At 35.6% G+C, this 12,057-nt stretch carries 10 protein-coding genes and 1 tRNA gene; 6 read left to right on the top strand and 5 right to left on the bottom strand.

Annotated features, from left to right (window positions below):
• The first annotated feature begins 71 nt into the window (after positions 1-71).
• The gene (dnaK, locus tag B4N66_RS02985) at positions 72-1,958 is read left to right on the top strand and encodes a molecular chaperone DnaK (protein ID WP_291092254.1); all 1,887 of its coding nucleotides are present in this window, start codon (positions 72-74) and stop codon (positions 1,956-1,958) included.
• Between the two features lie 82 nt (positions 1,959-2,040).
• Here the strand turns inward: dnaK and B4N66_RS02980 are convergent, their stop codons facing one another.
• Entirely contained in the window at positions 2,041-2,934 is an 894-nt protein-coding gene (locus B4N66_RS02980; RefSeq protein ID WP_291092253.1) for a DUF4349 domain-containing protein, read from the bottom strand.
• A gap of 289 nt (positions 2,935-3,223) precedes the next feature.
• Entirely contained in the window at positions 3,224-4,624 is a 1,401-nt protein-coding gene (mnmE, locus tag B4N66_RS02975; RefSeq protein WP_291092252.1) for a tRNA uridine-5-carboxymethylaminomethyl(34) synthesis GTPase MnmE, read from the bottom strand.
• Between the two features lie 178 nt (positions 4,625-4,802).
• Here mnmE and B4N66_RS02970 point away from each other — a divergent pair, with 178 nt between their 5' ends.
• Together B4N66_RS02970 and B4N66_RS02965 are read left to right on the top strand one after the other, a co-directional pair.
• Positions 4,803-5,444: a protein-L-isoaspartate(D-aspartate) O-methyltransferase gene (locus tag B4N66_RS02970; RefSeq protein ID WP_291092251.1), complete on the top strand. Its 642-nt coding sequence runs from the start codon at positions 4,803-4,805 to the stop codon at positions 5,442-5,444.
• A gap of 36 nt (positions 5,445-5,480) precedes the next feature.
• Positions 5,481-6,761 (top strand): cyanophycinase, encoded by a 1,281-nt coding sequence (locus B4N66_RS02965; RefSeq protein ID WP_291092250.1) that lies wholly within the window; start codon positions 5,481-5,483, stop codon positions 6,759-6,761.
• Between the two features lie 28 nt (positions 6,762-6,789).
• Here the strand turns inward: B4N66_RS02965 and B4N66_RS02960 are convergent, their stop codons facing one another.
• Positions 6,790-7,842 (bottom strand): Fic family protein, encoded by a 1,053-nt coding sequence (locus B4N66_RS02960; RefSeq protein WP_291092249.1) that lies wholly within the window; start codon positions 7,840-7,842, stop codon positions 6,790-6,792.
• A 268-nt stretch (positions 7,843-8,110) separates the two neighbouring features.
• Positions 8,111-8,563: an SsrA-binding protein SmpB gene (gene smpB / locus B4N66_RS02955; protein ID WP_291092248.1), complete on the bottom strand. Its 453-nt coding sequence runs from the start codon at positions 8,561-8,563 to the stop codon at positions 8,111-8,113.
• A gap of 138 nt (positions 8,564-8,701) precedes the next feature.
• On the opposite strand from smpB, the gene B4N66_RS02950 reads away from it, so the two are divergent.
• A complete protein-coding gene (locus tag B4N66_RS02950) occupies positions 8,702-9,385 on the top strand; it encodes an OmpW/AlkL family protein (RefSeq protein ID WP_291092247.1) in 684 nt (227 codons plus the stop codon).
• 147 nt (positions 9,386-9,532) lie between these two features.
• Positions 9,533-11,047, top strand: coding sequence for a S8 family peptidase (locus B4N66_RS02945; protein ID WP_291092246.1), 1,515 nt, complete (start codon positions 9,533-9,535; stop codon positions 11,045-11,047).
• A 112-nt stretch (positions 11,048-11,159) separates the two neighbouring features.
• Here the strand turns inward: B4N66_RS02945 and B4N66_RS02940 are convergent, their stop codons facing one another.
• On the bottom strand, positions 11,160-11,645 hold the full coding sequence (locus tag B4N66_RS02940; RefSeq protein WP_291092245.1) for a phosphoglycerate mutase family protein: 486 nt from the start codon (positions 11,643-11,645) through the stop codon (positions 11,160-11,162).
• Between the two features lie 92 nt (positions 11,646-11,737).
• Here B4N66_RS02940 and B4N66_RS02935 point away from each other — a divergent pair.
• Positions 11,738-11,811, top strand: a tRNA-Pro gene (locus B4N66_RS02935).
• Positions 11,812-12,057: the final 246 nt, after the last annotated feature.

The raw sequence follows: 12,057 nt of genomic DNA, 5'->3' as shown, positions 1-12,057 counted from the left end.
ATAATCCTTGTCATTTGCAAATCAAGTTTTGAAAAACGAATTTAAAAACAAGACATACAAATTAAAAAATTATGAGTAAAATAATTGGAATCGATTTAGGAACTACCAACTCTTGTGTATCCGTAATGGAAGGTGGAGAACCGGTAGTAATTGCAAATGCTGAAGGTAAAAGAACTACGCCATCTGTTATTGCATTTGTTGACGGTGGTGAAATCAAAGTAGGTGACCCTGCCAAGAGACAAGCAGTAACTAATCCAACCAAAACCATTGCGTCTATCAAACGTTTTATGGGTAATAAATATACTGAAAGTGCAAAAGAGGCTGGAAATGTAGCGTATAAAGTGGTAAAAGGTGACAACGATACGCCTCGTGTGGATATCGACGGTCGTTTATATACACCACAAGAATTGTCAGCTATGACACTTCAAAAAATGAAAAAAACGGCTGAGGATTATTTAGGTCAAACAGTGACCGAAGCAGTTATCACTGTTCCTGCCTATTTTAATGATGCTCAACGTCAAGCAACGAAAGAAGCGGGAGAAATTGCAGGTTTAAAAGTAATGAGAATCATCAACGAACCAACTGCTGCTGCGTTAGCGTATGGTTTGGATAAAGCCGGAAAAGATCAAAAAATTGCGGTTTACGATTTAGGCGGAGGTACATTTGATATTTCTGTACTTGAATTAGGTGATGGTGTTTTTGAAGTATTATCAACAAACGGAGATACTCATTTAGGAGGAGACGATTTTGACCAAGTAATCATCGATTGGTTGGCTAATGAATTCAACAGCGAAGAAGGTATCGATTTACGTAAAGACCCAATGGCTTTGCAACGTTTGAAAGAAGCTGCTGAAAAAGCGAAGATTGAATTATCATCTTCTACACAAACAGAAATCAACTTGCCTTATGTTACGGCTACAGCTAGTGGACCAAAACACTTGGTAAAATCATTAACGAGAGCTAAATTTGAGCAATTGGCAGAAAGTTTAGTAAAACGTTCAATGGAACCGGTTGTAAAAGCATTAAAAGATGCTGGTCTATCAACATCAGATATCGACGAAGTAATCTTGGTTGGAGGTTCAACAAGAATTCCAATCATTCAAGAACAAGTTGAAAAATATTTTGGTAAAAAACCATCAAAAGGTGTAAATCCAGATGAGGTTGTGGCAATTGGTGCTGCTATTCAAGGTGGTGTTTTAAGTGGTGATGTAAAAGATGTATTGTTATTAGACGTTACGCCTTTATCATTAGGAATTGAAACAATGGGAAGTGTAATGACAAAATTAATTGAGTCAAACACAACCATCCCAACCAAAAAATCACAAGTTTTCTCTACAGCTGCGGATAACCAACCATCGGTTGAAATCCATGTTTTGCAAGGTGAAAGACCAATGGCAAATGATAACAAAACAATTGGTCGTTTCCATTTAGACGGAATTCCACCAGCTCCAAGAGGTGTTCCACAAATTGAAGTGACGTTTGACATTGATGCCAATGGTATCATCAAAGTTTCTGCAACAGATAAAGGAACCGGAAAATCACACGATATTCGTATCGAAGCTTCTTCAGGATTAACGCCGGAAGAAATCGAAAGAATGAAAAAAGAAGCGGAAATTAATGCAGAAGCTGATAAAATTGCAAAAGAAAGAGTTGACAAATTGAATGAAGCAGACGGAATGATTTTCCAAACTGAAAGTCAATTAAAAGAATACGGCGATAAATTGTCAGATGCGAACAAGCAACCAATTGAAGCTGCGTTAAACGAGTTGAAAGCGGCGTATGAAACAAAAGACATTGCAACAATTCAACCTGCTTTAGACAAAATCAATGAAGCGTGGAAAAATGCTTCAGAAGAAATGTATAAATCACAAGACAATCAAGGTGCTCAACAAGCTCAGCCGCAAGCCGATGCAAGTGGAGATCAAACACAAGATGTTGATTTTGAAGAAGTGAAGTAATAATCGCTTATAAATAGTAAAAAACCGGATTAGAAATAACCCGGTTTTTTTTATTATAAGAGTTTGAATTAAGTGGAGGGATTTACTTTTTCCAATACCGTGTGTATAACCAAAAGCCTATCCCACCTATTAAAATAAGTGCCCAAAGTTGAATGATAAAAGCAATAATTTCCTCAAGCATATACCATCCTGTTTTCAATCCATCCATCACTTTCAATCCCAAATGCGGACGATAGCTATTGATGTTTTTTTCGTTTGTCAACAGTTCTCGTCTCACACTATCTCTTTGATAGAGTTGAAGTGTAATCGTACTAAAGTTAATTTGATCTTCCAGGTTGAGATTCGCAAGCTTAGCTTGATCGGCTACTGCTCTTTTAGCAGATAAATCTTCTTCGGCATCCACAATTTGATTGAGTTTTTTTCCATTAGAATCGATGGCTTTTTCCATGCGTTCACTTTGTGTGGCACTTCTTTTTTCTTCCAATTCGTTAGCCAACAGTTTTAAAGCAACATCATCCGCTTTTATAAGGCGGTAATCTAGAAAGTCGATTTCTTTTGCAATACACTTCAAAACAGTATCAAGTTGCGTATTTGGTACCCTAATTGTCATATTGTTTTCCACCGCAAATTTTGTCGTTTCCAAAATACTATCCTGACTAATTAAGGTTTTATCAGTATCAAAAATCCTACTTTGCAAATTCGTGTATATTACAAAACCACCAAATTTTGTAACCGTATTTTCAATCGAATAGGTAGATTTTTCAACATTTTTTACCCTGAATTTAGCATCCGCAGTTCGAATAAATTTTCGTTTAGAATCTGTGTTTTCAATAGCAGCCGAAGAAGATAGACTTTTGTTTGTTTCAGACTCTGTTGACACATTTGCAACAGATTCTTCTTTTCTTCCGTCTTTACAAGATAACATGAGTAGGGCGAAGCAAAAAAGCAACGTACCAAAAAGGATGATTTTTTTCATAAGAAATGGTTTAAAATTACAAATTGATTAAGTGATAAGTAAGTAATTTTTAAACCATATTTTGCCCTATGTTTAGTACTAACAAATCAGTACTAAAAAACGTGCCAAAATTTTTCTTTTTTTCTTTGTAATCAAAAAAATATTTTTCGAGGTACAAGGGAGGTACAAATAATTCCAAAACAGCGAATAATATTTAAAAAATTACAAAACTAGTAAACATATAAAAACCCATGTTTTACATGGGTTTTGTTTGTTTTTTTAAGTAATATTGTGTACTAGTTTGGGATATTTATTTGCCAATACAGAAATTCGCAAAAATATTCCCCAACAACTCATCATTCGTTACTTCGCCTGTAATCTCACCAAAGTGAAACAACGCCTCTCGAATGTCAATTGCCATTAGATCGGAAGATAGATTACTCTCCAATCCCCATTTCACTTTCTGAATTTCTTCCAACGCTTTCAAAAGCGAATCATAATGTCGTGAGTTTGTTACAATTGTTTCATTGTTTCGCAATGCTCCGGTATTTACAAAAGAGAGTAGGGTTTGCTTGAGTTCATCAATACCGATATTTTGTTTTGCTGAAATAGTTTCAGGTTTCAGGTTTAACGTTTCAAGTTGTAGGCGAATAGTTAGAATTTCGTTTTCAGTCAGCAAATCAACCTTATTGATTACAACAACAAGTGGTTTTAAAGGATATTTATTTTTCACCCTTTCAATTTCAGTCAAGTATTCTGAACTTGAAACCTTAAACTTGAAACTTTCAAACAAATATAATACCACCTGTGCCTGTTCAATCTTTTCAAACGTCTTTTTAATCCCAATGCTTTCCACATGGTCGGTGGTTTCACGAATTCCGGCTGTGTCGATAAATCGAAAACCAATGCCTTCTATTACCAATTCATCTTCAATGGTGTCGCGGGTTGTTCCTGCAATGTCGGAAACAATCGCACGTTCTTCGTTTAGTAAGGCATTGAGCAGGGTAGACTTACCTACATTTGGTTCGCCCACAATCGCAATCGGAATACCATTTTTAATCACGTTGCCCACCGCAAACGAGTCAATCAAACGTTTCAACACAAACTCAATTCGGTTTAAAAGCTCATTAAACTGTGTTCGGTCTGCAAATTCAACATCTTCTTCGGCAAAGTCTAATTCTAATTCAATCAGCGAAGCAAAGTTGAGCAACTCTTGTCGAAGTTGAGCAATTTCATTACTAAATCCACCACGCATTTGTTGCATGGCAATTTGATGCGAAGCTTCGTTGTCCGAAGCAATTAAATCCGCCACCGCTTCTGCTTGCGATAAATCTAATTTTCCATTTAAAAAAGCACGTAATGTAAACTCACCCGGCTGAGCCATTTTTGCTCCCATTCGCAACAAAAGCTGAATAATCTGTTGCTGAATAAAAGTAGAACCGTGACATGAAATTTCGACTACATCTTCACCCGTATAAGAATGCGGATTTTTGAAAACAGAAACCAAGACTTGATCATACGTTTTTCCATTATCTACGATATGACCAAGATGTATAGTGTGTGTTTTCTGTTTTAGTAATTCTTTGCCGGAAACCGAAACAAAAATTTTATCAGCCAAAGCAATCGCATCTTTACCGGATAAACGAATAATTGCAATTGCACCAGCTCCGGAAGGAGTAGCTAAAGCAACAATAGTTTCAGTTGGAATCATAGTTTTTTATTTCTGCAAAATTAGCGATTTTTTTTGGTTGATAGTTATCAGTTGTCTGTTGTATGTTCTCAGTTTCCTGAAAACTGCGACTGCGATTGAAAACTCCCAACTTCCATCTTCCAACATTTGCAAGTTCATTATTTAAAGTTTAATTTTACCAAACTAACCCGAACCCCAAGTGAGAGATACTGAAAAACATCAAGGACTTAGAAATCAATTAGTTAAAATTTTAAGCGAAAAAGGAATTTCAGACAAAATTGTGTTGGAAGCAATCAAAAAAATTCCCCGACATTTGTTTTTAGATTCCGGTTTTGAGCAATACGCTTATCAAGATAAGGCGTTCCCCATTGGAGCCGGACAAACGATTTCACAACCTTACACTGTTGCTTTTCAATCGCAATTATTGGAAGTAAAGAAAGATGATAAAGTCTTGGAAATTGGGACAGGTTCAGGCTATCAAACCGCTGTTTTATGCACAATGGGAGCAAAAGTTTATTCAGTGGAACGACAAAATGAATTGTTTAAAACCACTTCACTATTACTACCAAAATTAGGTATTCGACCAAAACTATTAACGTTTGGCGATGGTTACAAAGGGTTGCCCAATTATGCTCCGTTTGATAGTATTATCGTGACGGCCGGTGCTCCAATTATTCCAAAGCCACTGATGGCTCAACTTAAAATAGGAGGAAGGTTAGTGATTCCTTTAGGCGAAAAAGAACAAATTATGACATTATTAATCCGCAAAAACGAAACCCAATTTGAAAAACATGAATTTGGAGAGTTTCGATTTGTACCATTGTTGGAGGATAAGAATTAAATTTTTTTTTCCTATTTTTATGGAAAAATCAATCCAATGATAAAAAAACTACTCTTCTTATTTCTTCCTGTATTTCTAAATGCTCAAGGTTACACGAGTTATTTTACAGGAAATACAACCAATATCACCACAACACCTGAATTTGGCGTTTGTTTGATGGGCGGAGCTTCCGAACACGACGATGCTATGCGATGGTTACTACAAAAAGCCAATGGTGGAGATGTCGTGGTTTTGAGAAGTTCGGGTAGTAACGGATACAACAATTATTTGTATTCAGGATTAGGAGTTACTGTCAATTCTGTAGAAACGTTGGTTATTACCTCTGTTGCCGGAGCCACAAATCCTTATGTGTTGGATAAAGTAGCCAATGCCGAAATGATTTGGTTTGCTGGTGGCGATCAATGGAATTATGTTTCGTTCTTTAAAGATAACGCTTTAGAAGATTTACTCAATCAACATATTAATGTAAAAAACGCACCAATCGGCGGAACAAGTGCAGGAATGGCAATTTTAAGTGGCAAATATTTCAATGCTCAAAATGGTTCGGTTACTTCTACGCAAGCGATGAATAATCCGTATCATCCGAATGTAACGTTGGGTTATGATGATTTTCTTTCCGTTCCGTTTTTAGATGATGTGATTACCGACACACATTATGATAACCCGGACAGGAGAGGAAGACAAAGCACCTTTATTGCCCGATTTAAAAATGATTTTAATTTTGAAGTAAAAGGAATTGCCGCCAACGAATATGTTGCTATTTGCATTGATGAAACCGGAAAAGCAAGAGTTTTCGGTGAATATCCTGATTATGAAGAATATGCTTTTTTTGCACAAGCCAATTGCACTAATGCTAATGGAATTGAAACAATCCAGTCCGGAGTTCCATTAACATGGAATTACGACGGTCAAGCCCTAAAAGTCTATAAAGTCCCCGGAACAATGACAGGAGATCACTTTTTTGATTTAAGTAATTGGGAAAGCGGTTCAAATTCAGGCGGAAGTTGGGAACATTGGTCTGTGAATAACGCTGTTTTTGCAGCAGTTCCGGGAACCCCGATAGATTGTTCATTAACATTAAATGATTTTTCTGAAACTGTTTTTCAAGTTTTTCCAAATCCGTTTTCAACAAATTTCTCAGTAAAAGGAATTATTTCTGCTAAAATTTCTCTTTTTGATGTACAAGGAAGATTAGTAATTCAAAAACAAATTGCTTCGGGAGAAAAAGTCGATACAACTCAAATAAAATCAGGTGTTTACATTGTTAAAATTGAAGAAGATAATAAAATTCAAACCAAGAAACTAATTAAAAAATAAACAGAAAACCCGCTATCAAGCGGGTTTTTTATTGACCAATAATACTTAAGTATCGCTCTAAACTTTCCTTTTCAATTTGAGCAATAAAAAGCAAAAAATCTTCTTTATTGCTTTTAGTTTGAGCAGTTTCTAATGCATTATAATACTTCATTCGATTGTCATAATCGCCTTTAATATTGGCAATTACATAGCCGTGTTGTAGCAAAATCAAATTCATGACCAAACGCGAAGTTCTACCGTTTCCATCAATAAAAGGATGAATTGTGACCAATCTTTCGTGCATTTCTGCAGCCAAAATCACCGGATGCAATTTCTTTTTCTCACTTTCATACCACAAAAAATAGTCTTCCATTTCTTTGGCAACCAAATAGGGTTGAGGTGGCATGTGAGTACTTCCTTTAATCATGACTTGCACTCTGCGATATCTTCCCGCATCTTCAGGAATTATCCCCCGAAGAATCAAATTATGTATCGACAACAATTCTCGCTCATTAAAACTAAAACCTCTTTCCATCAATTGTTTAATATAACCAATGGCTTCTTGGTGATTGATGGCTTCCAAATGCTCTCGCATACTTTTTCCGGAAACAGTCAAACCTTCATTGATAACCAAATCGGTTTCTCGCAAAGTCAGTGTGTTTCCTTCAATGCGGTTACTTTCAAACGTATATTCTAGCTCTAAAGCTTGAGCAATTCTAAAACTGTCAAAAGCCCTTTTTTGGTCTAAAATTTTCCTAAGCGAGTCTATTTCATTCAAAATCTCCATCAACGAAGCTGATAATTCTCTCTTCTTTGGAGTGAGTTCATACTTCATTTCACTTTCCGCAACCATCATCGCTTTGATGCCAAAATGAGTATCATCGCCAATTTCATAAAGAATTTTTTCCTTCAACCAAGCCACCATCAATGTTTCATAATCAATCTCCAAAACCGAAGCCAATTTTGCCACTTGCTCTCGAGTTGGTTTTCGGTTTCCACTTTCAAACTTACTCACCAATGCTTGGTCTATCCCAAGAAGTTGTGCGACTTCACGGGTTTTTAGGTTTTTTTTTTCTCGGGCTGTTCTAAGTAAATCTTTCATATTCTAAATGTTGTCATGACAAATTTAGTCATTTTTAATTAACTGCAAAATTTTTTCTCAACTTTTTAGCGTTCCCTCCGCAAGCTCCGGTCGGGCTTTTCGCTGCAAGTCCTCACAAAAAACACAATTTTCTTGGACCAAAAAGAGCTCCCTTTGGTCGCTTTTTTGGTCCAAGAAAATTAGTATTTTTTTGTTCCGGGCTTTTCGCTGCAATCCCTAACGCAATGAAGAGCAAATAGGTAATTCAATTGAAATTTATTCCCGAAAATTAAAAACTTTTCTTCACCCGATCAATATCGCGTTTGGTGTCTCGGTCTTTAATGGTTTCGCGTTTGTCGTAGTTTTTCTTTCCGCGGCAAAGAGCAATTTCCATTTTTGCATAACCTTTTTCGTTGATGTAAAGTCGCAACGGAACAATGGTTAAACCTTTGTTTTGCATACTTTTTTCTAAGCTCTTTAACTCTTTTTTGTTCAACAAAAGTTTACGTTCGCTTTTGGCTTTGTGGTTGTAGTGTGTGCCATACAAATATTCTTCCACTTGTGAATTGATCACAAATAGTTCGCCATTATGAAATTCGCAAAAGCTTTCTGTTATCGAAGCTTTTCCCAATCGAATCGATTTGATTTCGGTTCCTGTTAATACAATTCCGGCATCGTATCGCTCCAAAATTTCATAATCAAATTTGGCTCTTTTATTAAGTATGTTAATCGTTTTCTGCATAGGAGTGCAAAGGTATGAACAAATTTTACGAAAACTAAAATTTTATACAGTAGAAATAATTTTCCGTCAATGACTTTTATCAGTATTTCTGTTTTTTGTTAAAATTATTTTTGGGCTATAATTTTAATAAACAAAAAAATGAAAAAAATAGTTTATGCATTAGTGACAATGTCATTATTCGTGACAACTTTCACACAAGCTCAAGAAGAAAAAAGCAATGATTTTAAAAGATGGCAAGTTCGTTTAAGAGGTATCGGTGTTGTGCCAAACGAGAGTGCTAAAATCGGAATTATAGGTGGAGATGTTGCCATTTCCAACGCTCTAGTTCCTGAATTAGATTTTACTTATTTCTTTACAGAAAACTTTGCCGCTGAATTAATTCTCGGAACAGCTAAGCACGATGTAAACACTGTTGGTTCAGACATTTCTGCCATTGGTGGACCAACAAGTTTTAATGTAGATTTAGGAAGTGTAATGCTTTTGCCTCCTACGTTAACGGCTCAGTATCACTTTTTCCCTTTGAAAGAGAAAAAATTTAAACCTTATGTGGGAGCCGGTGTAAATTATACCTTATTTTATAATGTAAAAGAAGGTGATATTGTTAAAGGTATTGAATATGAAAATGCTATCGGTTTTGCGGCTCAAATTGGTTTTGACGTCATGTTTGATGATACATTTTTTGTAAATTTTGATGTAAAACGTTTATTCCTAAAAACTGATGTTACCGTAGATGCTACTAATTTAGCAGAAGGATTAGTTATTCCGGCAGAAGTAGAGATTAATCCATGGATTGTTGGCTTGGGATTCGGGATGAAATTTTAATGAATTCTATTGGTTAATTAAGCATTATAAACAAAGAAAGGTTGGTGGTCAAACGCCAACCTTTTTTTATTAACTTTTTATTAACTTTTTAATTTTTGAATTATTTTATTATTATATTCGTCATACTCAAGCTAAAAAATTAATAGTATGATAAAAAAAGTATTCAAAATTTCAGTTTTGGCGTTATTGGTTTTTACTTCTTGTTCAAAAGAAGAAGATTTTAAAGAAGAATTAATCGTCATCGAAAATCAACAAGAACCGCTTACGGCTCGTCAAATAAACGATAAAATCAATTCGTTTAATCAAGACGGAAAAAAATTCTATTGGAAAGAAGCAAGTACACACATGTTGTGGAGTGCTGCTTTAAAAGGAAACAATTTAGTCACAATTGGCTTTGGTAGAAATGTGAATGATTTTGACCGAACGCAATCCAATTCGGCAGACCAAATGCAAACGGAAATTTTAAATCTAATTAAACGTTACGAAACTGATCAAACAGAAGATTTAGTAGTTTATGAAGACGCATTTTTAAATTTAATTGATGTAAGAATCACAAAACAAGAAACGTTAGAAGCTCTTCGCAGAAATCGCTACGTTCGGTATGTTGAACCTGCTGATTATCGTTATTTTACATATGAAAACCAACAAACCGAAGGAGGTAATCAAATCATGTCAAGTTCCGGTTGTGGTTACAGTTCATCTACATTAAGCACTGCCGACTTTACAACGGTTTCACCAAATGCCAGAGTTCCTTGGGCTTTTTATAAACATAATATTCCGGCTGCTTGGGGTTTAACTTCGGGTAGTGGTGTGACCATCGGAGTGATTGATACCGGCTTATCTCCACAACAATCCCTAATGAATGGTAGTTTTAACACAGGTCAATCTTCCGGACGTTTTGTGCAAAAATATGGAACGTATGTAGATTCAATTTGGCCTTGGTCTACCACAACAGATGGTGTAAACGATTTATGTAGTCACGGAACAAGCATGGCTTCTGTAGCAACCGCTCCACGAAACAATGCCGGTTTACCGGTTGGAGTGGCGTATAATGCAAATTTAGTTTCGTATCGTGCATCTTCGGATGTGGTTTTGAACGGTTATCATGAGCAAAGAGGTGTTCAAAATGCGTTTACAGGTTTAGGAAATCGTTCCGATGTAAAAATTATTTCGATGTCAATGGGACACATTTTTTCTGTAGGAAGAATTGAAGATGGTGTTCGTTATGCCAACAACAGAGGAAAATTAATCTTTTGTGCGGGTGGAACATCAACATCATTTACTAATTTTGTGGGTGTAATTTTTCCAGCTTGGATGTCTGAAACAGTGGCAGTAACCGGAATAAAAGAAGCATCTACATACCAAAAATGTGATGTTTGCCACAGTGGTGCCGAAATTGATTTTACTATCATGATGGAACGTGCCGGAACCGGAAATAAAGTACCGGTTTTGAGTTATTATAATAATCAAGCTGATTATGTAGGTGGTTCTTCAGTAGCAACTGCCACAACTGCCGGAATTGCAGCGTTGGTGTGGGCAAAAAATCCTACTTGGACAAAAGCTCAAGTGTTGACAAAAATGAAACAATCATCCCAATTTTACCCAACCAAAAATTCGCAATTTGGTCACGGAATTATAAATGCGTTGACTGCGGTGCAATAAGAAAATAGAATTTTACAAATAAAAAAATAGCCACGAATTTCACTAATTTACACGAATTGATTTGTGTAAATTAGTGTAATTCGTGGCTAAATTACTTTAGAAATTGGTGTCTTTAATTATGATTAGTGAGTTTGTGCTCAATTTTATCACCGTTTATGGTAATTGTATAAAGATTTCCGAATTCATTTTCATCAATTTGTCGGTAAACTTCTTCGCCTAAAAAAGTATTGATTTGTTGTGGAATGGTATTACTGTGCCCCACTACCAGAATCGTTTTTCCTGAATGTTTAGCTATAATTTCTTGAATTGAAAACTTAGCATAATCATAAAAAATCATATCTTTTTGTTTGGAAGTAGCAATGGTACTGCAAGTCATTTGTGCTCTACGCGTTAAAGTTGTGTAAAACACATCAATTTGTGTTTTCTCGAAAAGCTTTGTCCAGCGAACACTTCTTTTTATTCCTTCTTCTGAAAGTTCGGGATTTGGAGAACTATCTGCTTTTTCGGCGTGGCGAATAAAGTAGACTGTGGTCGTTTCGGATTGGGCTAAAGTGTTTTGAAATATAAGTAGCAACAATAAGTGAGCAATGATTTTCATGATTTTACTTTTTATAAAAGTAAAAATTTAAAATTTCTGCATAGTATTTTTTGTGATATAAATTTCAAACTCTTACTTTTGCCATCATTTTTCGGGATGTAGAGCAGCCTGGTAGCTTACTAGCATGGGGTGCTAGGGGTCGCTGGTTCGAATCCAGTCATCCCGACAGTAAAATCTCTTGAGCTTTGCTCAAGGGATTTTTTTATGTCTAAAATTNNAATTTTAGACATAAAAAAATCCCAAAACTTTTGAAAAAAGTTTTTAGGATTTTATTAGCATCAAACCCCCATTCTGGATCATAAAATAATCCAGTTATTTTTTGTCATTTGGATTTTTACTTTAACAAAAAAATGTATTAAAACAAATAATGCTTTTATTGTTTGTTACAAAGTCGGGAAACTACGTAGAGCAG

Source organism: Flavobacterium sp. UBA2787, assembly GCA_002352205.1.
In the GTDB taxonomy this organism is placed as follows: Bacteria; Bacteroidota; Bacteroidia; order Flavobacteriales; family Flavobacteriaceae; genus Flavobacterium.
This window is presented reverse-complemented; position numbering and strand designations above follow the sequence as displayed.

Excerpts from the sequence above, each read along its gene's own strand:
- dnaK (WP_291092254.1), top strand. The coding sequence starts at position 72 with ATGAGTAAAATAATTGGAATCGATTTAGGAACTACCAACTCTTGTGTA.
- B4N66_RS02980 (WP_291092253.1), bottom strand. The coding sequence starts at position 2,934 with ATGAAAAAAATCATCCTTTTTGGTACGTTGCTTTTTTGCTTCGCCCTA.
- mnmE (WP_291092252.1), bottom strand. The coding sequence starts at position 4,624 with ATGATTCCAACTGAAACTATTGTTGCTTTAGCTACTCCTTCCGGAGCT.
- B4N66_RS02965 (WP_291092250.1), top strand. The coding sequence starts at position 5,481 with ATGATAAAAAAACTACTCTTCTTATTTCTTCCTGTATTTCTAAATGCT.
- B4N66_RS02960 (WP_291092249.1), bottom strand. The coding sequence starts at position 7,842 with ATGAAAGATTTACTTAGAACAGCCCGAGAAAAAAAAAACCTAAAAACC.
- smpB (WP_291092248.1), bottom strand. The coding sequence starts at position 8,563 with ATGCAGAAAACGATTAACATACTTAATAAAAGAGCCAAATTTGATTAT.
- B4N66_RS02950 (WP_291092247.1), top strand. The coding sequence starts at position 8,702 with ATGAAAAAAATAGTTTATGCATTAGTGACAATGTCATTATTCGTGACA.
- B4N66_RS02945 (WP_291092246.1), top strand. The coding sequence starts at position 9,533 with ATGATAAAAAAAGTATTCAAAATTTCAGTTTTGGCGTTATTGGTTTTT.
- B4N66_RS02940 (WP_291092245.1), bottom strand. The coding sequence starts at position 11,645 with ATGAAAATCATTGCTCACTTATTGTTGCTACTTATATTTCAAAACACT.